Source organism: Streptococcus sp. 5346 (assembly GCF_013277455.1).
GTDB lineage: Bacteria > Bacillota > Bacilli > Lactobacillales > Streptococcaceae > Streptococcus.
Genome location: NZ_VMMY01000012.1, coordinates 110,126 through 133,068, shown reverse-complemented (window position 1 = coordinate 133,068; position 22,943 = coordinate 110,126). Strand labels below are relative to the sequence as shown.

Below are 22,943 nucleotides of genomic sequence, written 5' to 3'. Positions count from 1 at the left end.
CAACTCTTACTATTATACCCACTTTTTAAACTTTGTCAACACCTTTTTCTAATTTTTTTAATTTTTTCAAGTACAGTTTTTCAAATTATAGTAAAAAGAGCCAGAATTGTACTGACTCTTCTATTGTTCATTAAACTTAGAAGCACGTTCTTCTCCCCACCAATAGGGGATTAGTTCTGCGACTTTCACTGTCTTTCTTGTATCGTAGTCCATCATGAATTCTGCATCTTTATTTTCAGCGTTCATCTCTAAGAGGAATTCTCTGCAAGCACCACAGGGCATTCCTGAACTTCCACCATAAGGTGGTTTATCTCGAAAGGCTAATACTTTCTTAACCTTAGTTTGTCCTGAAAATTGATACATATTAAAGAGTGCCGCCCGTTCTGCGCAGAGATGGAAAACACCACAGGTTCCCTCCATACAGAATCCTGTAAATATTTGTCCATCTTCTGCTTCTACTGCGGCTACAACATGGTTGGCATAAACAAAATCCGATACTTTATGTGGATCGTATAGCTTCTGTGCTTCTTCGTACATCTTTTCCCAGATGTCCATTATTATACCCTTCTTACTTAGAGATTTCCTTTAACATATTTTCGATATGCTGGATTGATTTTTCACGTCCAAGCAAGAAAATTGTATCTGGTAATTCTGGTCCATGCATTTCACCTGAAACTGCGATACGAATAGGCATGAAAAGATTTTTCCCTTTAATACCTGTTTCTTTTTGAACAGCTTTGATTTGTGGGAAGATATTTTCTGTTACAAATTCATCATTTGTCATCGCTTCAAGTTTTGCTTTGAAGGCTTCAAGAACTGTTGGGACTGTTTCTCCCGCCATGACTTCACGCTCTGCTTCTGTCAATTCTGGGAAATCTGAAAAGAAAAGATCTGTCAATGGGATAATCTCATCTACTGATTTCATTTGTGGTTTATAGAGCTCAACTAATTTTTCAGCCTTGTCAGTTAAACGGCCCGCTTCCTCTAAGAATGGTTTTGCCATTTCAAAGATAGTTTCTAGGTCTGCATTCTTGATATAGTCATTGCTCATCCAGTCGAGTTTCTTCTGATCAAAGGCTGCTGGAGACTTGCTCAGGCGGTTTTCATCGAAAAGTTTAATGAGTTCTTCACGAGAGAAAATTTCATCTTCGCCACCTGGGTTCCAACCAAGAAGAGCAATAAAGTTAAAGACTGCTTCTGGTAAGTAACCTTTTTTACGGTAGTCTTCGATAAACTGAAGAGTGTTAGTGTCACGTTTTGACAGTTTTTTACCAGTCTCAGAGTTGATAATCAAGGTCATGTGACCAAACTCTGGTGCTTCCCAACCAAGTGCTTCATAAACCATGAGCTGTTTTGGTGTGTTAGCAATATGGTCGTCCCCACGGATAACATGGGAGATTTGCATATCATGGTCATCGATGACAACGGCAAAGTTGTAAGTTGGGTAACCGTCTTTCTTTTGGATAACCCAGTCACCACCGATATTGCCGCCTTCAAATTCGATATCACCTTTGACCATATCATGCCACTTGTAGATACCTGACTCATTGACAGCCAAACGGACAGTTGGGATGATCCCTGCTGCTTCACGTTCTGCGATGTAAGCTGCTTTTTCTTCTTCACTCATACCAAGGTATTCATTGATGTAGCGTGGTGTTTCGCCAGCTGCTTCTTGGCGTTCGCGTTCAGCTGCCAACTCTTCTTCTGTAACGTAAGATTTGTAGGCTTTTCCTTCAGCTAGCAATTGGTCGATATATTTTTGATACAAGTCCAAACGTTCAGACTGGCGGTAATTTTCATGTGTTTCTGGGCTTTCATCCCAATCCATACCTAACCAACGAAGGTTTTCAAGCTGTGAGCGTTCCCCATCTTCGACATGACGTTTACGGTCAGTATCTTCGATACGAATGATAAAAGTTCCACCATGATGACGTGCATACAAGTAGTTGAACAATGCTGTACGGGCATTCCCGATGTGTAGTAGTCCTGTTGGACTTGGTGCGTAACGTACGCGGATATCTTTTGACATAGCTTCTCCTATAAAGTCTCTAGGCGTCTGCCTTTTTGCTCTCTATATTATATCACAAGTCTTGGCTGAGTCCAATTTCTATGAATAAAGAGAGTAAAAAGAGTGGACAAACCACTCTTTTCTTCTATTATAGACGTGCGTTAAGTTCTTTGCTCAATTCTTCAAATCCTGGTTTTCCAAGAAGGGCGAACATATTACGTTTGTAAGCTTCAACTCCTGGTTGGTCAAATGGGTTGATGGCATTCAAGTAACCAGAAAGGGCGATAGCCAATTCGAAGAAGTAGATAGTGTAACCAAGAGTGAAGGCATCTTGCTCTGGAAGGGTCACGTACATGTTTGGTACATCACCATCTGTGTGGGCAAGAAGAACACCATCAGTCGCTTTTTTGTTTACAAAGTCAACGTCTTTTCCTTGAAGGTAACCAAGTCCGTCAAGGTCTTCTTCCAAGCTAGGGATAATCACGTTTTTACGAGGTTTGTCAACACGGACAACTGTTTCAAACATGATACGAGTTCCTTCTTGGATAAATTGACCAAGTGAGTGCAAGTCAGTTGAGAAGTTGGCTGAAGTTGGGTAGATACCTTTTTGGTCTTTTCCTTCTGATTCACCAGCCAATTGTTTCCACCACTCTGAGAAGTATTGAAGTGATGGCTCGTAGTTTACCAAGATCTCAGTTGCATAACCTTTACGGTAAAGGATGTTACGAACTGCTGCGTATTGGTAAGCTTCGTTTTCAGAGATTTTATCTGAAGTGTAGTCTTTGCGAGCTGCATTCGCACCTTCCATAAGGGCTTTGATGTCAGCTCCTGATGCTGCGATTGGAAGCAAACCAACGGCTGTCAATACTGAGAAGCGTCCACCGATATCATCTGGAACAACAAATGTTTCCCAACTGTTAGCGTCTGCTTCAACCTTAACAGCACCTTTTTGGCGGTCAGTTGTTGCATAGATACGTTTGTTGGCTTCTTCTTGTCCGTATTTTTTAACCAAGAGTTCTTTGAAGACACGGAAAGCGATAGCTGGTTCAGTTGTTGTACCTGATTTAGAAATCACGTTTACTGAGAAGTCTTTGTCTGCAACATACTCTACCAAGTCAGCAAGGTAAGTAGATGAGATTGAGTTTCCTGCGTAAAGGATTTGTGGAGCTTTGCGCTCTTCTTTTGTTTGCAAGTTAGCAAAGTGGTGGTTCAAGAAGTCGATTGCTGCTTTGGCACCAAGGTAAGATCCACCGATACCGATAACAACCAAAACATCGCTGTCTGATTTGATTTGCTCAGCAGCTTTCAAGATGCGGTCAAATTCTTCGCGGTCGTAATTTTCAGGAAGGTCCAACCATCCTAAGAAGTCGCTACCAGCACCAGTTCCTTTACGGATCAATTCATCTGCTGCTGTTACTTGTGATTGCATGTATTCCACTTCATGTGGTGCAACAAATTTGTCTAAAACTTTTGAATAATCAAATTTAATATGTGACATGTTATTCCTCCAATATTTCTTCTTTTCTATCATAACGCTTACCTTCGTTTTTTTCAAGTTTTTTGTCGAATTTCTCCAATTTTTATCAGAATTCAAACGTTTGCGTAAAAATGCCACATTCTAAAAATTTTGAAAAAATAAAAGAAAGAACGACCAGATGTTACAGTCGTTACAGTTCATTCAATAAATACTCAAATAATTCTAAATTGCCATCTTCTTCATTGACCAGAAACTCTGGATGCCACTGCAAACCGATAATGCGGTACTCATCGATAGACTCAATTGCTTCGATGGTTTGGTCTCTTGGATCAATAGCAGTTACACGGAAATTAGGTGCCAAATCTTTAATACTTTGACGATGGACAGAATTGACCTGACTTTCTTTTCCAAATAGCTTAGCTACTACGCTTCCTTCTACTGTCTCAATAGAGTGAGATGTTCCGAAAGGGAGGCCTTGCCAGTGACCTTCGATTTCTTGATTGAGGGTTCCCCCAAAGGCAACATTGACAAGTTGGACACCACGACAGATTGCCATAATTGGTTTATTCTGACGAAGCGCTTCTTTCAAGAGGGCCAGTTCAAACTCATCACGTACTAGATTGTAATCATCGCTCTCGATGGTCTTTTTCTCTCCATAAAACTGAGGATGGACATTTTGACCGCCTGTCAAAATGAGTTTGTCAATCATTTCTACATAATCGCGCACCACTGACTCATCACCAACAGGAATGACTAAAGGGAGACCACCGACTTGACGAATGCTCTCTGCGAATCTACAAGATACAGATGAGTGAATGTTTTTACCTTCTGCGTCTACGGGACATAGATTTGCAGCAACTCCTACAACCGTTCTAGCCATGATGTCTCTCCTTTCGAATGTTAACGATAGTCCTATCATATCACTCAAAAGACCTTTCGTCTAATATGTTTTTTTAAAGGCCGTGATAAATATTTTTTATGGACAAAAAAAGCTGCCCACATAGGACAACTTTTTCTTATTCGAAGACAAATTGATTGTGATAGAGTTCTGAGTAGAAGCCACCTAGTTTCAAAAGTTCATGGTGGTTACCGCGTTCAATGACTTCTCCATCTTTAAGGACAATAATCTGGTCTGCATTGAGGATGGTCTTCAAACGGTGGGCAATGACAAAACTGGTTCTACCCGCTACAACCGCCTCCATAGCATGCTGAATCTTACTTTCTGTCACCGTATCTACGTTTGAAGTGGCTTCATCTAGAATGAGAACTTCTGGATCTGTCATCAGGGTTCGAGCGATAGAAATCAATTGTTTCTGTCCTGTTGAGAAGATGCTCTGGTCATCATCGATAAGGGTATCGTATTTATCAGGCAAACTTTCGATATAGTCGTGAATGTGGGTTGCTTTTGCTGCTGCCTCAACCATTTCTTGACTAGCATCTGGCACACCAAAACGGATATTGTCTCGAATCGTTCCGCTAAACAAGACCGAATCCTGCAAGACAATTCCCACCTTGCTTCTGAGACTATCTAAATCATAGTCACGGATGTCTTTGCCGTCAAAATAAATACCACCAGCATCAACATCATAAAAGCGATTGATGAGGTTCATAATAGTCGTTTTCCCTGACCCTGTCGGACCAACAACCGCTGTCATCTGACCTTTCGGGGCAGAAATGCTGACATCTTTCAAAATAGGTTTATCAGGCAAGTATGAAAAATCAATATGACTAATTTCAACACCTTCTTGCAACTTAGTGAAGATTGGAGCCTTTTCAGGTCGGATTTCTTCCTCTGCGTCAAACATTTCCTGAATTCGTTCAGCACCTGTAAAGGCCAACTGAAGGCTTCCCCAACTCGCTGCAACTTGGATAATAGGCTGGTAGTACTGCTGTGAAAATTGGGCAAACATAACAATCAAACCTAGGGCTGTACTTGTTTCAATAGACTTATCATTCAAAAGTACAGCTGAACCAGCAAAGATGACGATGGCTGTATTAACCAAGCTCATCCCATTCATGACAGGGAAAAGAATTCCTGAGAACATTCTTCCTTTAAAGGTCGCCTTGCGCACGCGCTCATTTTGTTCAAGAAATCCTGCCATCATATCCTCTTGAATTCCTTGCACAATCACGGCTTTTTGGCCTGAGATACTCTCATCCATATAAGCGTTGAGTTTCCCTACCTCTTTCTGCTGGAGGTTGGTGTATTTGCGGGCCATTTTCACGATGAAAATCAGCATGAGGAAGGCAACTGGTGTGCTGGCAATAGTGATAAGAGCCAGCGTCACATTTCTCGAAAACATGACAAGAATCAGACCAATGTATAAAACAATATTGCTCATGACCTGAATCAAGCTCTCGTTAAAAGCTTGGAGGATATTATCCAAATCACTGGTAAAACGAGACAGTATATCGCCATCCTGTCGGCGGTCAAAGAAAGAAACCGTTAACCGAGCAAGCTTACCGAAGAGACCTTTGCGCATCTCGTTGGTCGACTCCGCAATCACGCGCGTCATGAGACACATGTATATCACACTAGAGATAAATAGAACCAAAACCAGCAGACCAAGATTGAACATGATTCCTGATAGGCTTTGCCAAACAAGTTCTGGATTGCCATCTTGATAAGCTTGAACTAAATTGGCTAGCTCTGTTACTGCTTGTCCAGAAAAGACCGGAAAGAGAGCTTGGGCAAGAGTAGCCAGAACAATCATCAGGATGACAACTACAAATGATAGCTTATAGACTTTAAAATAATTCCAAAAAAATTGAACTGTCTTCATTTTACTCCTCCTTTCCTTTCTGTGTTTCGTAGATTTCACGGTAAACGGCATTGTTGGCAACCAAGTCTGCATGCGTACCTTGACCAATCAATCGTCCTTGATCTAGAACCAAGATTTTATCTGCATGAACAACCGAGCTAATCTTTTGAGCGATGATAATGGTTGTCGTCCCTTTCAAGTCCTTATTCAAGGCTTCTTGAACCAGGCGCTCTGACTTGGCATCCAAGGCCGAGGTCGAATCGTCAAAAATCAGAATACGTGGATTGCTGACAATTCCACGAGCAATCGACATCCTTTGCTTTTGCCCACCAGAGAAATTGGTTCCCCTTTCCTCAACTGGACTTTCAAAGGTTTTCTCCATACGATGAATGAATTCACTAGCTTGGGCAATATTTGCTGCGCGCTCCATTTCAAATAGAGTAGCATCTCCCTTACCCTGTCTCAAGTTATCTGCAATCGTTCCACTGAAGAGAATGGCACGTTGAAGAACGATAGAGACAGCTTTACGCAGGGTCCCTTCACTCACTTCTCGAATATCCTTGCCACCGATTTTGATAGCCCCTTCCTGCGGATCAAAGAGACGTGGAATCAATTGAGCCAAGGTTGATTTTCCTGCACCAGTCGCTCCAACTACACCAACCATTTGACCAGGTTCAATAGTAAAGCTCACATCTTTCAGCATCGGTTCCTTGTCCATTGGATAGGTAAAGGTCACATTTTCAAAGCTAAGACTTCCGACCAACTCTTCATCTGGGACATCCTTGAAAGTCATGGCTGGCTCTGCGTCCAGAATTTCTCGAATACGACGCATGGAAATCATAGCACGACTGACAGAATTTCCCAAAAATCCAACCATAACAATGGTAAAGATAATCTGGCTTAGGTAATTGACAAAGGAAGCAATGGAACCAACAACTGACGGATCCGACTGAACCATCCCTGCAACTAGCCAAATAGAGAGGAATACCGCCCCATAACCGACCAACATCATGAAAGGTTCCACTACTGAAAAGGCATAACCAATGTAAAGATTTTGACCGAGTAGCTCGTCTGAAACCTCCGTAAACTTAGCAAACTGCTCTTTTTCTTGGACAAAGGACTTGACCACGCGAACGCCACGCAGATTTTCCTTGGCAATGGCATTGATGCGCTCAAGAAGGGTTTGAAACTTAGCAAAACGAGGCCCCATCATTCCCATCATGACAGCAGTCAAACCAAAAATCAAGACTACCATGAGAACAATTACCCACCACAGAGAGGGTAGGGTTTGAACCGCCAGGATAAAGGAACCGATGAACAAGAGGGGAAGTCTGAAAAGAATCTGGAAGGTCATCATGACCACGTTCTGAATCTGGTTGATATCATTTGTCATTCGAACGACTAGATTTCCCGCATTAAATTGTTCAATATTGGCATAAGAAAAGGTTTGGATTTTACGGAAGGCATCCTCCCGAAGATCGGATGAAACTCCTTGGGCAATATAGGCCGCAAGGACAACATTGAGCCCACCAGCAACCAGACCGACCACGGCCACACCAATCAACCAAGCCCCGATACTATAAATAGCTTCATATTTTCCAGCAAGGAGGGCGTCTAACACTTCCTGCAGATAACGCGGTTGCAAAAGTGAACTAGCAACCATCAAGCCTGTCATCAGGAGCGAAGCCAAGGCCTGCCACTTGTAGGTTTTTATTTTCTGAATCAGCATACTTTCTCCTTAAAAAATAGACAAAAGGGAGCGACAATGCGTCAGCTCCTTTTCATTCTGTTTGTGTGATGTTATTCTAGCAAAAAAGTGGGGGATTGTCAAAGAAGTCTCCTTGATATAGCTAGAATGACAAGTCATTCATTCTTTATAATTTTTGTTTTAACTCGACCAAGACATTCATAGCCTGCATAGGTGTCATATTGTAAACATCCAGTTTAGACAATTCTGCTAGGATAGGATGCTCTTCTGCCGTATCAAAGAGTGAAATCTGTTCTGTGACAGCACTTGTTTGCCTCATGGGAGCAGGACTTTCTGTTCCTTGATTCTCTAACTGAGTCAAAATTTTATCCGCCCTTGCTAAAAGATCAGCCGGTAAACCAGCAATCTTGGCAACATGGATACCATAGGATTTATCAGCTGGCCCTGGTTCAATTTTATGAAGGAAGGTCACCTGCCCATCCTGCTCTAAGGTTGCCACGTGGACATTGACCAAGTGTTGTAAACTAGACTCCAGACTAGTCAACTCATGGTAGTGGGTCGCAAAGAGGGTCTTGGCTCCAATATACTCATGGATGTATTCGATGATGGACTGAGCAAGAGCCATCCCGTCATAAGTTGCAGTTCCACGACCTAATTCGTCAAAAAGAATCAAGGAATTTTTGGTCGCATGCGAAATGGCATTGTTGGCCTCCATCATCTCCACCATGAAGGTTGATTGACCTGAAACCAAGTCATCGGCTGCTCCGATACGGGTAAAAATCGCATCAAAAATAGGTAAATAGGCGCTTTCTGCTGGCACATAAGAACCCAACTGAGCCATAACCGCCGTCATAGCTAACTGACGCATGTAGGTAGACTTCCCGCTCATGTTTGGCCCTGTAATCAGTTGAATACTGGTATCTTCTGCCATCTGAATCGTATTGGGAATATAGGTCTGAGCCCCCATAACCTTTTCAACGACAGCATGGCGCCCTTTCTGGATATCAATTCGCGAATCATCTCCGAATTCAGGTCTAATCAAATGCTGGGTTTCAGCAACAACTGCGAGACTTTGCAGGACATCAACTGTCGCAATTCCTTGGGCTAGAGCTTGTAAACGTTGGATGTACTTGCTGACCTCTTCACGAATACGCATAAAAATTTCGTACTCTAGATTGGCTGACTTCTCACGTGCCTCCAACATGTCGCCTTCGATACGAGCTAATTCCTCGGTACCGAAGCGTTCTGAGTTTTTCAGCGTCGCCTTGCGGAAAAAGTGAGCAGGCACATTTCCCAGTTGTGAATTGGTCACATGGAAATAGTAGCCATCCTTTTTATTGTAGTCAATCTTAAGCGTGCTGATACCAGAGTTTTCTCGCTCCTTGGCCTCAATCTCAGCAATCCAACTAGTCCCTTCTCTGAGAACACGACGGTATTTATCCAAAGTCTCATCAAATCCCGTCCGGATAATACCACCTTCTGTAATCACATGAGGAGCTTCAGGAGCAATCGCTGCGCTAATCAAACTCTCCAACTCAGGAATTCCATCCAGTTGTGCGATGAGATAGGCTAGAGCAGGTTGCTCCATCCCTTCTAAAATCGCACGAATCCGTGGCACACTAGACAAGGTGGTCGCCAACTGCAAGAGATCCTTGGGATTGGTTTTGCCAAAAGAAACACGACTAGCCAAGCGTTCGATATCATAGACACCCTTGAGACTGTCTGTCAAATCACTGCGCTCAAAGAAATGGTCGAGGAAGACCTGCACCACTTCTTGACGTTGGATAATTCGTTCCTTATCAATCAAGGGGCGATGAATCCAAGACCGCAAGAGACGCATTCCCATAGCCGTTTTGGTTTCATCCAAAAGCCAGAAAAGACTGCCTTGTTTCTTACCCGAGCGAGCATTCTCAACCAAATCCAGACTAGCCTTGGTCGCATAATCCATCTGCAAGTAATCTTTGATTTCATAACGGATAACAGGCTTGAGGTGGTTCAATTCCCGCATCTGGGTTCGATGGACATACTGGAGCAACTTACTAGATGCCGCTTGCTCCACAGATGCCAATCGTGAATCCAGTAAATGAAGGTCTTCAAAGCCTTCTTTTTCATAGGAAAGTACCAGATTCATCTGACGACTAAGGATTTGTTCCTCTTCCTCAGACAAGTCATATCCCAACACTACTTCGCGCGCCTTGAGATTGCGGATTTCCCCACAAACCAGTGTGAAATCCAAAAGACCTGTCACATAAAAGTCACCCGTCACCAGGTCCATATAAGCTAAGCCAAATTGACTGCCATCACGGTCTATAGCAACCAAGAAATTGTTCTGACTATCCGGCTTACTGCTATCGACCACTGTCCCTGGCGTAATGACCTGAACAACCTCTCGTTTCACAACCCCAACTGCTTGTTTAGGATCTTCCATCTGCTCTGCGATAGCCACCTTATAACCCTGCTCAATCAAGACATCAATGTACTGTTGGGCAGAATGATAGGGGACACCTGCCATAGGAATCGGATTGTCCGCATTCTTGTTGCGACTTGTTAAGGAAATTTCCAGAATCTGCGCAGCATTGACCGCATCCTCATAAAATAATTCATAAAAATCACCCATCCGAAAGAGCAAAAAAGCATCTGGATATTGCTTTTTAATATCCACATACTGTTGCATGCCGGGTGATAACTTTTCTGTCGCCATTTTCCGTCTCTCCTTGTCAAAAATAAGTCTTGAGAGTAACTCCCAAGACCTTACTTATCTTTCATCAAATCTAGCAAACGATCTTCCATGAGTTTGGCAACGTGCTGGTCTCGACAAATGACCAATAAGGTATTGGCACCAGCAACTGTTCCTAAAATCCATTCATCCTTGTTTGCATCTACAATATTTGCCAAAACAGAGGCTTCGCCCAATTTGGTATGAAGCACCAAGGTAAACTCTGCTCTTGCAACACCTTCTAAATGATGAGACAAAAATTCCACCAAATCAATCTTTTCTGTCTCATTTGCTAGTACATAATACACCATATCATTTTTCTTGACCTTGGTCAAGCCGATTTCGCGCAAATCACGAGACAGGGTTGTCTGCGTCACAAAAACATTGTGCGCCTCCAACCGATCTTGAATTTCTTTTTGTGTACTTAATTTCTCCTCAGTAATCATTTTTTTTATTAACTGATGACGATCTCTTTTTCTCATAAAATCCTCTTATGTGAATATTTATAACTATTTTTATAACTATATTATACCAAAAAAATAGGAGATTTCAAAAATTTTTTCTTCTTTCTTTAAAATTGTGATAAAATAGTAGAAAAGTCCAAAAAGGAGCTCTTAATGAATACAAAAGAATTGATTGCTAGCGAGTTGGCTAGCATCATTGATAGCCTGGACCAAGAGGCTATTTTAAATTTACTGGAAACACCTAAAAACTCAGAAATGGGAGACATCGCTTTCCCTGCTTTTTCTCTTGCAAAAGTCGAACGTAAAGCACCTCAAATGATTGCGGCTGAACTGGCTGAAAAAATTAACAGCCAAGCCTTTGAAAAGGTTGTCGCAACAGGACCTTACGTTAACTTTTTCCTTGATAAATCTGCCATTTCTGCTCAAGTATTGCAAGCTGTTATCACTGAAAAAGAACACTATGCTGATCAAACTATTGGCAAACAAGAAAATGTTGTGATCGATATGTCTAGTCCCAATATCGCTAAGCCATTCTCTATTGGCCACCTGCGCTCAACTGTTATCGGAGATAGCTTGTCACATATTTTCCAAAAAATCGGTTATCAAACGGTCAAGGTCAACCATTTGGGAGACTGGGGTAAACAGTTTGGGATGCTGATTGTTGCCTACAAAAAATGGGGCAACGAAGAAGCTGTAAAAGCTCATCCAATCGATGAACTTCTTAAACTCTACGTCCGCATCAATGCTGAAGCTGAAAATAACCCTAGCTTGGATGAAGAAGCACGCGAATGGTTCCGTAAACTTGAAAATGGCGACGAGGAAGCTCTTGCTCTTTGGCAATGGTTCCGTGATGAAAGTTTGGTGGAATTTAACCGTCTTTACAATGAATTGCAAGTCGAATTTGACAGCTACAACGGAGAAGCCTTCTACAACGATAAGATGGATGCAGTTGTAGACATTCTTTCTGAAAAAGGCCTTCTTGTTGAATCAGAAGGTGCCCAAGTTGTGAATCTTGAGAAATATGGAATTGAACATCCAGCCCTTATCAAAAAATCTGATGGTGCAACTCTCTACATCACACGTGACTTGGCTGCAGCTCTTTACCGTAAAAACGAATACCAATTTGCTAAATCTATCTATGTCGTTGGTCAAGAGCAATCTGCCCACTTTAAACAGCTCAAAGCTGTCTTGCAAGAAATGGGCTACGACTGGAGTAACGACATTACTCACGTTCCTTTTGGTTTAGTTACAAAAGAGGGGAAAAAACTCTCCACTCGTAAAGGGAATGTCATCTTGCTAGAACCAACTGTTGCAGAGGCCGTTAGTCGTGCCAAGGCCCAAATCGAGGCTAAAAATCCTGAACTTGAAAACAAAGACCAAGTAGCCCATGCTGTTGGGGTTGGAGCCATTAAATTCTATGACCTCAAAACCGACCGTACAAATGGATACGACTTCGACTTAGAGGCTATGGTATCCTTCGAGGGTGAAACTGGACCTTATGTTCAATACGCCTACGCTCGTATCCAATCTATCTTGCGCAAAGCAGACTTCAAACCAGAAACAGCTAGCAACTATAGCTTGAATGATGCTGAAAGCTGGGAAATCATCAAACTCATCCAAGACTTCCCACGTATTATCAACCGTGCAGCGGATAACTTTGAACCTTCTATCATTGCTAAATTTGCAATTAGCCTGGCTCAAGCCTTTAACAAATACTATGCACATACACGTATCTTGGATGAAAGCCCAGAACGCGACAGCCGTCTAGCTCTTAGCTACGCAACTGCAGTTGTTCTCAAAGAAGCCCTTCGCTTGCTTGGAGTAGAATCGCCTGAGAAGATGTAAATCGCCAAAGTTACTTGATTGCGGAGCAATCTAAGTAACTAACGCCAAATCCTATTCGGACTTTGGCTAGGCGCTTCACTAGTTTTAGGACATAAATATGATCGATTTATGTCCTAAAACGTCGTAATCTTCAAGTTATTGGAACTAAAGTTCCTAATTGTTAGACGCTAGCCGCTTATATGCGGACTAGCTAACTGCTTCACTAGTCATGACCCCTAAATATAATCGATTTAGGGGCCATGACGTCGTAATCAGAGACACTTGTCTAAACGCTTTACTAATTCATCTAACCCAATAATATCGATTTGGTTTGTTTCATGTCGTAATCTTTTAGTTACTTGATTAAAAAGCAGTTTAAGTAATTAAGACCAAATCCTATACGGATTTTGGTTTAGAGGCCTATCAAAAATCTTATCAAGTTTTGCTGACTTGTTCTGCTATTTTAGGTCCACTAAATCGATTTACTCACTACTACTTCTTTATCATACAGGGAGATTTCTTATGAGCCAATATGCTTATATCCTCGTTGTAATTAGCTTGGTGTTCCTTTTTCTGCTCAATAAGTACGAAAAGGAGAGACTTCAAAGGCTCTACCAAGAACAACTTTTGAAGGATGAAACATTTAGAGCTGACATCAAGGAGAAAATTCACACGACTGAAAATATCAATGATGTCATTGCTTACATCAATAAAACTTATCATCTGGGAATGTTGCTATCAAAAGACATTACAGATCAATTGAAATAAACCTAGCTATACTTTAATGAATGTCAAAACCGAGACTAAGAGTTTAATACTGAGTCTCGGTTTTTGTGTATTTTTCAAACAACAAAGCCACCACTCCCCAGCAATGAAAGTGCAAAATCCTCTAGAATATGATAGAATAATGGAAAGGACTCTATTAAGGAGGAAATCATGGAAAAACAAACCGTCGCCGTCTTGGGGCCTGGTTCTTGGGGAACTGCCCTTTCACAAGTCTTAAATGACAATGGACACGAGGTACGTATTTGGGGAAACATTCCCGAACAAATCAATGAAATTAATACACACCATACTAATAAGCACTACTTTAAAGATGTCATCCTAGACGAAAATATCATTGCCTACACCAACTTAGCAGATGCATTAAAAGATGTGGATGCGATTTTGTTTGTTGTCCCAACAAAAGTGACACGACTTGTTGCCCAACAAGTTGCTCAAACCTTAGACCATAAGGCTATCATCATGCACGCATCAAAGGGATTAGAACCCGATAGCCATAAACGATTATCAACCATCCTTGAAGAAGAAATTCCTGAACATCTCCGCAGTGATATCGTCGTTGTCTCAGGGCCTAGTCATGCAGAAGAGACTATTGTGCGTGACCTGACTTTAATCACTGCTGCTTCTAAAGATTTACAAACAGCTCAATACGTTCAGGAGCTCTTTAGTAATCACTACTTCCGACTTTATACCAATACGGATGTTATCGGGGTCGAAACCGCTGGTGCTCTTAAAAACATTATCGCTGTCGGTGCTGGAGCTTTACATGGTCTGGGATTTGGTGACAATGCCAAGGCAGCCATCATCGCTCGAGGCTTGGCAGAAATTACCCGCTTAGGGGTAGCACTCGGTGCCAGTCCATTGACCTATAGCGGCTTATCTGGTGTGGGAGATTTGATTGTAACGGGAACCTCCATCCACTCTCGTAACTGGAGAGCCGGAGATGCTCTTGGTCGTGGAGAATCTCTAGCTGATATCGAAGCCAATATGGGCATGGTAATCGAAGGAATCTCAACGACTCGAGCAGCCTATGAACTAGCGCAAGAACTTGGAGTCTATATGCCCATTACACAAGCCATTTACCAAGTTATTTACCACGGAACCAATATCAAAGATGCCATTTATGACATCATGAACAATGAATTTAAAGCAGAAAATGAGTGGTCTTAACCCTCTAAAGAAAGGATTCTTATGACATCAAAAGTTAGAAAGGCAGTCATCCCTGCCGCTGGGCTTGGAACTCGATTTTTACCAGCAACCAAGGCTCTTGCCAAAGAAATGTTACCAATTGTAGACAAACCAACTATCCAGTTTATCGTGGAAGAGGCTCTCAAATCAGGTATTGAAGATATTCTGGTTGTCACTGGTAAATCAAAACGTTCTATTGAGGACCACTTTGACTCAAACTTTGAGCTTGAATACAATCTTAAGGAAAAAGGCAAAACGGATTTGTTAAAATTGGTAGATGAAGCAACTGGTATGCGCCTCCATTTCATCCGCCAAACTCACCCTCGTGGTCTTGGAGACGCTGTCCTACAAGCCAAAGCTTTTGTAGGGAATGAGCCCTTCGTTGTTATGCTGGGTGATGACCTTATGGACATCACAGACGAGAATGCCGTTCCTTTGACAAAACAACTGATGAATGATTACGAAAAGACACACGCATCAACCATTGCTGTCATGCCCGTACCACACGAAGACGTTTCATCATATGGAGTTATCGCTCCTCAAGGTGAAGGGATTAATGGTCTCTATAGCGTTGAAACTTTCGTTGAAAAACCAGCTCCCGAAGATGCACCAAGTGATTTAGCAATTATCGGTCGCTATCTTCTGACACCAGAAATTTTTGATATCCTCGAAAAGCAAGCTCCTGGTGCTGGAAATGAAATCCAGCTTACCGATGCTATAGATACTCTCAATAAAACACAACGTGTTTTTGCCCGTGAATTTACAGGAGCTCGTTACGACGTTGGGGATAAGTTTGGCTTTATGAAAACATCTATTGACTACGCCCTCAAGCACCCACAAGTCAAAGATGACTTGAAAGATTACCTCATCCAACTTGGAAAAGAATTGGCTGAGAAGGAATAATACTCTTCGAAAATCTCTTCAAACCACGTTAGCGTCGCCTTACCGTATATATGGTTACTGACTTCGTCAGTCTTATCTGCAACCTCAAAACAGTGTTTTGAGCTGACTTCGTCAATTCTATCTACAACCTCAAAGCAGTGCTTTGAGCAACCTGCTGCTAGTTTCCTAGTTTGCTTTTTGATTTTCATTGAGTATAAAATAAAAAGATAAGGTTCGAAAAATTCCTTATCTTTTTTCATTACACAAATTTTCATCCCATTCCCTTGTAGAGAAGCAAGACTGCGAGTCCTACGAATAACACTACCGCTCCTAACCTCTGGCTGGTACTATACATCCATCTTTCTCCTCGAACTGGAAAGATAATTGCTAGAAATGCTCCACCAACTGCTCCCCCGATATGGCCTGCTAGACTGATTCCTGGAATCAGAACACTTCCAATAATGTTAACCACAAAAAGGGTCAGATAAGACTGTCCTAGATGTTGGATATAGGGGTTGCGAGTGGCATAGCGAAGAATGATAATCGCAGCAAATAGCCCATAGAGAGAAGTCGAGGCTCCTGCTGCTAAGGATTTAGGACTAAATACAAAAACAAAGAGATTGCCCATCATTCCAGATAAGAGATAGAGAAGGAAAAACTTCTTGGATCCGAAAATTTCCTCTACTTGCCTACCAAGATAATAGAGCGAAAGCATATTGACAATGAAATGCTCCCACCCAATATGAACAAAAATGGCAGAAAAGAGACGCCAAATCTGCTCGGGAAAGAGCCGAATAGCAGGCCCATACATAGCTCCAAATCGAAATAATGTATCCGCCCTGTCAAAGTTTCCACCTGTAGTCACCAACATTAGTAGAAATACCAAGGCCGTCACTAAGAGGAAGAAACTCGTTACAGGGTAACGTCTATCAAAGATTTCCTTCATCAATCAGAACCTCCTGAACAGGAATATCATGCTTTTCAGGGATAAAGTCCTGAACTTGATAATGATAAACCGTACTCAAAGTATGACCAGAAAAATATTCCAGATAGCGGTCATAATAACCTCCGCCATAGCCAATTCGATATCCCTTTGTCGTAAAAGCCAGCCCTGGAACATGAATCAAATCAATCTGAGAGGCATCCACCACTTCCAAATCTCCCTGTGGTTCCAGTAATCCAAAGGAAGTTTTTACCAACTGCTGCGGATCATAGACCACAAAGTCCATGCGCCCTTTGGGATAAGTTTTAGGTATCAGAACCTTCTTGCCGTCCTTCAGCGCCTGCTCAATCAATCCCTGAGTTTGAAACTCATGAGGAAAAGAGAGATAGGTTGCGATGATCTTGGCTTCTTGGTAGAAGGGGTGTTGTAAAAGTCGCTCAGTTAAAGCTTGGTCTATAAACTGTTTTTGCTCTCGAGGGATAGCCTTCATTTCGTGCAAGACTTGCTTGCGTAATTCTGCTTTCATAGACAATTCCTCTACTCTGCTGCCTTCTTTTTCAGGAAACTAGAGACCGCATCCACCCCAATAGCTAATGCTTCTTCCTTAGGACTCATCTGAGGGTGATGAAGGGCGTAAGGACTATCGATACCTAGCCAAAACATAACACCATCAACCTTTGAAAGGAGATAACCAAAGTCTTCACCTGTCATAGCAGGATCGATATCAATCAACTCGATTCCCTCTTTTTCGGCAAAGAAATCCATCAGTTCACGCGCCAAGGCTGGATTGTTCTCAACAGGCAGGTATCCACCTTGTTTGAGTTCCACTTCGACTTCCATATCAAAGGCTGCTGCAACTCCTTCTGCAACTGTTTTGACCCGCTTTTGCACCAAGAGACTCATGTCCTGTGTCAAGGCCCGAATAGTTCCATGTAAAAAAGCTGTATCTGTGATGACATTGTTGGTTGTTCCAGCTTGAAAAAGACCAAAGGTCACCACTGCTCCCTCGATTGGGTTGACATTGCGGCTAACAACTGACTGCACTTGGGTCACAAAGTAACTAGCAGCCACCAAGGCGTCATTGGCTTCATGAGGAAAAGCTGCGTGGCCACCTTTGCCTTTGAAACGGATCTTCACCTCACAGGTCCCTGCAAAGAGTGTATGAGTATTAGTCGCAATCTGGCCGACTTTTAAATCTGGACGGACATGGAGTCCATAAAACTGGTCTGGCAACCAGTCTCCAAAAGCGCCATCTTCATACATGAGCATGCCACCAGCTTCATTTTCTTCAGCAGGTTGAAACAGAAAGAGCAGATTGTTCTTTGGTTGCTCCTCAAGGGCGCGCTCTAAACATCCCAAGGCAATGGTCATGTGGAAATCATGTCCACAGGCGTGCATGCGACCTTGGTGCTGAGAAGCGAAAGGAAATCCTGTTTGTTCGACAATAGGCAGGCCATCAATATCTGTTCTCCAACCAATAGTACGCTCTGGCTGACTTCCCTGCAAATAAACCAAAATACCTGTCCGCCAAGTACGAATTTGAACAAAATCCTTGCCCGCAGTCAATTTCTCAATCACATCTAGCAAATAAGCCTGAGTCTTGAACTCCTCCAAACCAATCTCTGGAATCTGGTGCAAATCTCGTCTAGTCTGAATCAAATCTAACATCTATCTATCCTCCTATATAGCAGAAAGAGGCTGGAAAAGGGTTCCGCCTCTATTTTTCTTTTACAATTACAAGGTACGAAGCGCATCCTCTAGCGCTGTTTTTTGTTGGGTTTGGGCATCAATCTCTTTGATGATACGAGCTGGAACACCTGCTACTACCACGTTTTCTGGAACATCTTGGGTAACGATAGCTCCTGCTGCGACAACTGAACCACTACCGATTTGAACCCCTTCAATAACCACTGCGTTGGCACCGATAAGAACATTGTCTCCAACACGGACTGGTTCTGCACTAGCTGGCTCAATCACACCTGCAAGAACGGCACCTGCACCAACGTGACTGTTTTTCCCAACGATAGCACGGCCACCAAGGATAGCCCCCATGTCAATCATAGTTCCTGCACCAATTTCAGCACCGATATTGATAACAGCCCCCATCATGATAACAGCATTGTCTCCAATTTCAACCTGGTCACGGATAATCGCACCTGGCTCGATACGAGCGTTAATCTCACGTTTGTCTAGCAAAGGAACTGCAGAATTACGAGCATCTTGCTCAACAACATAGTCTTGATTTTCTACCAAACCATCGAGAAGAGGAGCCACGTCCTTCCAATCTCCGAATAGGACATTCCCTAGTTTGATAACAGAGCTAGGTACAGCAGTTGCGAGTTGTCCATCAAAGGTTACTTTAACACTGGTTTTCTTCTCAGCATTAGCGATAAATTGGATAATTTCTTGAGCGTTCATTTTTGTAGCAGTCATAAAAGGCCTCTCATTCTTTATAATGATAACTATTCTACCAAAAAAGGCCTCAAATTTGAAGCCTTTTTGTCTGTTTTTAGGTATGATTTTTTAGGGATGTGAGATAAAACGTGCTGTCGGTAAAAGCAAGCCCCTACCGATACAACCTAAAAACACTCTTCACAACTATCTCCCCGTGTTTTATTGACTATTCTAGTATAGCACACTTTTAGAATTAAGAAAAGACTTTTTATCTACTTTCTTTCGCTTCTTCTATAGACAAAAATATCATAGGCAAAATAATCAAGGCCATAGCTAGAAGAAGGGACCAATCCACTACCAATCCTAAGAACAAAACACTCAAGAGAGCAGAAGAGAGAGGTTCACTGGCACTGATAACGGAAACCACCAAGGGAGAAACCAAGGACACAGCCTTCATGGAAATAAAAAAAGCAAAAGCCGTCCCAAAGAAAGCGATAATGAGACAAATCAAAATACTCCAAATATCCAGAGTAAAGGAAAGTTGGTAAACCGGCGAAAGAACATTGCTAAATAAACCCGCCAAAATCATCCCCCACCCAACCGTGGGAACAAAACCGTATCTCTTAGCGAAAGGTTGAGGTAGGATAACATTAAACATAACACCCATGGCACTCAGCAAACCTGTTATAAGAGCTAGCGGCGTCATGGATAACTGAGAGAGATCTCCCTTTGTCGCCATCAAGCACACGCCCAGCATGGCAACCAAAACATAGAAAATAGCGCTTTTTGACGCTCGTTTTTGATAAACCAAGCGATTGTAAAAGAGGATAAAGACAGGACTGATAAACTGTAAAATAGTCGCTGTCGCTGCATTTGAGTATTCTACACAGAGATAGAAAAAATATTGGACTGAAAAAATCCCCAAAATAGCATAGGCCAAAAAGGGCAGGTAATTTTTCTTGTCTCGCCAAATATCTAGCACTTGCGATTTTAATTGCATCGCAGACCAAATGAGTACAAGACTTCCTGCCAGTGTCAAACGCATAGAGGTAATCCAGCCCGAAGACACCTGATAATGAGTAAAGAAGTACTCTCCTAAAATCCCACAGATTCCCCAGATTAAGCCGGATAGGAGCGAATAAATGGTTCCTTTAACAATCTTTTTCTGATACTGATTCATACCTTTATTGTAACACGAAAGGGAAAAAGAAAAAAGTGGCAATCCATTGATTAGCCACTTCATTTAGCACAGTTTATAGAACTTATCGTCTCGTCCTTGAAGAAGAAGGTCGTGTAGCACTTGAGTTACTACTGTCGCTAGAGCTACTACTTGAACTGCTGGAGCTTGATGGAGTTGGTAGACTCCCCACGATGCTAGACCAAGCATTCTGATAATCCGCATCACTTCCGCCAATAGCAAAGCGATAACTGGTCGTTGGCGCTCCTGCCTTATTAGCCCAATAGCTGGTAACAGTCGAACCTGTAACATCTACCTCTTTTCCTTCAACAGAAACCTTCCCTGGTTTTTGACCTGTTGATTTCAAGACTTCGGATTTTACGACACTAGGATCTAAAGCGAAGCGCTCGTTCCCCCAAATGCTTGGGGAGGCTTGCTGAATCGCATTTACCAGATGAGCCATGTAATTAGAGTTATTAGAATAACCTGCTCTACGTGACAATGAATGATTATCATCATGCCCAATCCAGCCACCTAGGGTTAATCTAGGTGTCGAAAGCATGAGCCACATATTTTCGTCTTGGTTGGTTGTACCAGTCTTCCCAATCCAATCTGCATTGGCTAGAGTAGGATTTAAAGAAGTCAGATTCGTCTTGAAGGTTGTTGTCACACGAGAGGATAGAACTTCTCGTAGCAATCCCTGCATAATCGTCGCAGTAGCTTTTGAATAGACTTGAACTGGTTTATCCTGATACTCATACACCACTCTACCATCTGCTGCTTCAATTTTAGAAATCACATGCTTCTGATGATAAACCCCGTTATTAGCTAGGGTCTGATAGCCATTGGTATGCTGGGCAACTGTGACTTCAATACCACCACCCATCGGCAAGCTCTCAATACCGTACTCAGGAATCTCGTAGCCCATCTTTTCCATATAACCTTTCACATCAATACCCTTTTCACGGAGCATACGATAGGTCCAGTAAGCAGGGATATTCCATGAATAGTTCAAGGCTTCTCCCAAGGTCATCATTCCTGTTCCCTTGCTATTAGCATACATAATCGGATTGCCATTAGCAAAGTTTGTTGGATAGTTAGAGAGAATCGTTTCGCTTCCCATCAAGCCCTGGTCAATAGCAATACCGTAGGCCAGCAAGGGCTTGGTAGTAGAAGCTGGCGAACGTTTGGTATCAAAGGCATGATTATTTTGATTTTCTTGATAATTACGACCACCTACAAAGCCTAGAATAGCACCTGTTTGGTTGTCCATCAAGACATTTCCTACTTCTACACGACCTGTTCCATCGTCTAAAAGATAGCCATAGTCAGCAACCGCATTTTGCATGGCAGAATGAATTTTCTGGTCTATGGTAGTAGTAATCTTATAACCACCATTTTCAATTTCCTTGGCTGCCAAATCACGATAAAACTTCTGAGTTGCCTCATTTTTCAACTCCTTAGCGGAGACATTGTCTCTCTGAGCTAGATAGTCATACATACGTTCTTGAGCTTCTGCCAAAGTTGTAAAATATAAATAGTCTCGTGAAATTCCTGTGACCGTGCCCGATGGTAAAAAGTCCTGTTTAAGGTCATAATCCTTGTATTGAGAATACTCGTCCTTGCTTAAGGCACCTGTACGATACATACTGTAAAGAACTGCCTTAGCCCGTCTTAAGCCAATTTCTAGGTCTTCATCACTCTTCAACTCTCCAGTATTTTCATAAGGAGAGTAGGTAATGGGACTCTGTGGAAGTCCTGCTAAAAATGCTGCTTGAGGAACAGTCAACTGACTTGCATCTACACCGAAAATCCCCTCAGCTGCCTGCTGAGCTCCTGCAATATTCTGCCCCTTATTATTTCGGCCAAAGGGAGCCACATTGAGATAAGTCGTTAAAATATCATCCTTATTCATGGCGCGTTCCAAGGCAAGAGCATCTACAATTTCTGTCGCCTTACGAGCCAAAGTCGGTGCATCCCCAACCACCTGCTGTTTAATCAGTTGCTGGGTCAAGGTTGAACCCCCACTTGAGGAACCCAAACCTACAAATTTCCCCAAGGTCGCACGAATCACCGCCTTGGGCACTACACCCTTATGTTCTTTAAAGTGTTCATCTTCCGTCGCAATGATAGCCTTCTTCAGATTTTCCGAAATTTGCTCAGATGAGATAGAAGTGCGCAACAAATCACTCTCTATGGAAGCAATCACCGTCCCATCTGCATAGGTAATCTCTGAAATAGAAGAAATGTCCTTGACCTGATGTACCAATTCTTCTGTCTGAGGCACCCGAACCTTGTCAAATAAGGCCACTCCGTACCCCAAAGCAATCCCAGCTCCCAACATTCCTCCTAGAAAACCGAGTACAAAGAGTAAGTTAAATAAGGCTTTTATACTCAGTAAAATAGCTGGAAAAATGGCTGGCTTCTCTAAGGATTTAGATTTTTGGACACTTGAGCCTTTCTTGCCAGGGCTAGCTGATTTTTTATTTTTTTGTTTTTGCTGGAAAAATTCCAGCATTTTTCGTTTTAATTCATTTAATTGATTTTGCATGGATTTCCTCACTCTATCTATTATACCACAAAAGGGAAACTTTCAATAAAATAGCCACTTTCTTCC

At 42.3% G+C, this 22,943-nt stretch carries 19 protein-coding genes; 4 read left to right on the top strand and 15 right to left on the bottom strand.

The window, feature by feature from the left end:
* Positions 1-120: 120 nt before the first annotated feature.
* From HT732_RS07750 to argR, 8 genes are all read right to left on the bottom strand, one after another.
* Entirely contained in the window at positions 121-555 is a 435-nt protein-coding gene (locus HT732_RS07750) for a cytidine deaminase (RefSeq protein WP_173254529.1), read from the bottom strand.
* A 13-nt stretch (positions 556-568) separates the two neighbouring features.
* Complete coding sequence (gene gltX / locus HT732_RS07745) at positions 569-2,029, bottom strand: glutamate--tRNA ligase (RefSeq protein ID WP_173254528.1); 1,461 nt, start codon at positions 2,027-2,029, stop codon at positions 569-571.
* A gap of 127 nt (positions 2,030-2,156) precedes the next feature.
* Positions 2,157-3,506 (bottom strand): glucose-6-phosphate isomerase, encoded by a 1,350-nt coding sequence (locus HT732_RS07740; protein WP_173254527.1) that lies wholly within the window; start codon positions 3,504-3,506, stop codon positions 2,157-2,159.
* A 169-nt stretch (positions 3,507-3,675) separates the two neighbouring features.
* Entirely contained in the window at positions 3,676-4,365 is a 690-nt protein-coding gene (locus HT732_RS07735; RefSeq protein WP_173254526.1) for a gamma-glutamyl-gamma-aminobutyrate hydrolase family protein, read from the bottom strand.
* A 136-nt stretch (positions 4,366-4,501) separates the two neighbouring features.
* Positions 4,502-6,268, bottom strand: coding sequence for a multidrug efflux ABC transporter subunit PatB (gene patB / locus HT732_RS07730; RefSeq protein WP_173254525.1), 1,767 nt, complete (start codon positions 6,266-6,268; stop codon positions 4,502-4,504).
* Between the two features lies 1 nt (position 6,269).
* Entirely contained in the window at positions 6,270-7,976 is a 1,707-nt protein-coding gene (gene patA, locus HT732_RS07725; RefSeq protein WP_173254524.1) for a multidrug efflux ABC transporter subunit PatA, read from the bottom strand.
* Positions 7,977-8,121: 145 nt separating this feature from the next.
* Positions 8,122-10,656, bottom strand: a complete 2,535-nt coding sequence (mutS, locus tag HT732_RS07720; protein ID WP_173254523.1) for a DNA mismatch repair protein MutS — start codon at positions 10,654-10,656, stop codon at positions 8,122-8,124.
* A gap of 50 nt (positions 10,657-10,706) precedes the next feature.
* Positions 10,707-11,153: an arginine repressor gene (gene argR, locus HT732_RS07715; protein WP_001231476.1), complete on the bottom strand. Its 447-nt coding sequence runs from the start codon at positions 11,151-11,153 to the stop codon at positions 10,707-10,709.
* A 135-nt stretch (positions 11,154-11,288) separates the two neighbouring features.
* Here argR and argS point away from each other — a divergent pair, with 135 nt between their 5' ends.
* From argS to galU, 4 genes are all read left to right on the top strand, one after another.
* Positions 11,289-12,980, top strand: coding sequence for an arginine--tRNA ligase (gene argS, locus HT732_RS07710; protein ID WP_173254522.1), 1,692 nt, complete (start codon positions 11,289-11,291; stop codon positions 12,978-12,980).
* 501 nt (positions 12,981-13,481) lie between these two features.
* Positions 13,482-13,727 (top strand): hypothetical protein, encoded by a 246-nt coding sequence (locus HT732_RS07705; RefSeq protein WP_000084859.1) that lies wholly within the window; start codon positions 13,482-13,484, stop codon positions 13,725-13,727.
* Positions 13,728-13,895: 168 nt separating this feature from the next.
* Entirely contained in the window at positions 13,896-14,912 is a 1,017-nt protein-coding gene (locus HT732_RS07700) for an NAD(P)H-dependent glycerol-3-phosphate dehydrogenase (RefSeq protein ID WP_173254521.1), read from the top strand.
* A gap of 21 nt (positions 14,913-14,933) precedes the next feature.
* Positions 14,934-15,833 carry a UTP--glucose-1-phosphate uridylyltransferase GalU gene (gene galU, locus HT732_RS07695; RefSeq protein ID WP_000202219.1) on the top strand — a complete coding sequence of 300 codons (900 nt, stop codon included), beginning with the start codon at positions 14,934-14,936 and terminating at the stop codon, positions 15,831-15,833.
* On the opposite strand, the gene HT732_RS10400 is transcribed toward galU, so the two are convergent.
* The 7 genes from HT732_RS10400 to pbp1b all read right to left on the bottom strand — a co-directional run bounded on the left by HT732_RS10400 (position 15,791) and on the right by pbp1b (position 22,877).
* Complete coding sequence (locus tag HT732_RS10400) at positions 15,791-16,021, bottom strand: hypothetical protein (protein ID WP_050392052.1); 231 nt, start codon at positions 16,019-16,021, stop codon at positions 15,791-15,793. The genes galU and HT732_RS10400 overlap by 43 nt on opposite strands.
* A 62-nt stretch (positions 16,022-16,083) precedes the next feature.
* Positions 16,084-16,758: a rhomboid family intramembrane serine protease gene (locus tag HT732_RS07685; RefSeq protein WP_173254520.1), complete on the bottom strand. Its 675-nt coding sequence runs from the start codon at positions 16,756-16,758 to the stop codon at positions 16,084-16,086.
* A complete protein-coding gene (locus HT732_RS07680) occupies positions 16,742-17,281 on the bottom strand; it encodes a 5-formyltetrahydrofolate cyclo-ligase (RefSeq protein ID WP_173254519.1) in 540 nt (179 codons plus the stop codon). The genes HT732_RS07685 and HT732_RS07680 overlap by 17 nt, the downstream gene beginning before the upstream one ends.
* An 11-nt stretch (positions 17,282-17,292) precedes the next feature.
* The gene (locus HT732_RS07675) at positions 17,293-18,423 is read right to left on the bottom strand and encodes an N-acetyldiaminopimelate deacetylase (protein ID WP_173254518.1); all 1,131 of its coding nucleotides are present in this window, start codon (positions 18,421-18,423) and stop codon (positions 17,293-17,295) included.
* 66 nt (positions 18,424-18,489) lie between these two features.
* Positions 18,490-19,188, bottom strand: a complete 699-nt coding sequence (gene dapD / locus HT732_RS07670; RefSeq protein ID WP_173254517.1) for a 2,3,4,5-tetrahydropyridine-2,6-dicarboxylate N-acetyltransferase — start codon at positions 19,186-19,188, stop codon at positions 18,490-18,492.
* 229 nt (positions 19,189-19,417) lie between these two features.
* The gene (locus HT732_RS07665; RefSeq protein WP_173254516.1) at positions 19,418-20,329 is read right to left on the bottom strand and encodes a DMT family transporter; all 912 of its coding nucleotides are present in this window, start codon (positions 20,327-20,329) and stop codon (positions 19,418-19,420) included.
* A gap of 82 nt (positions 20,330-20,411) precedes the next feature.
* On the bottom strand, positions 20,412-22,877 hold the full coding sequence (gene pbp1b, locus HT732_RS07660) for a penicillin-binding protein PBP1B (RefSeq protein WP_173254515.1): 2,466 nt from the start codon (positions 22,875-22,877) through the stop codon (positions 20,412-20,414).
* Between the last annotated feature and the right edge of the window lie 66 nt (positions 22,878-22,943).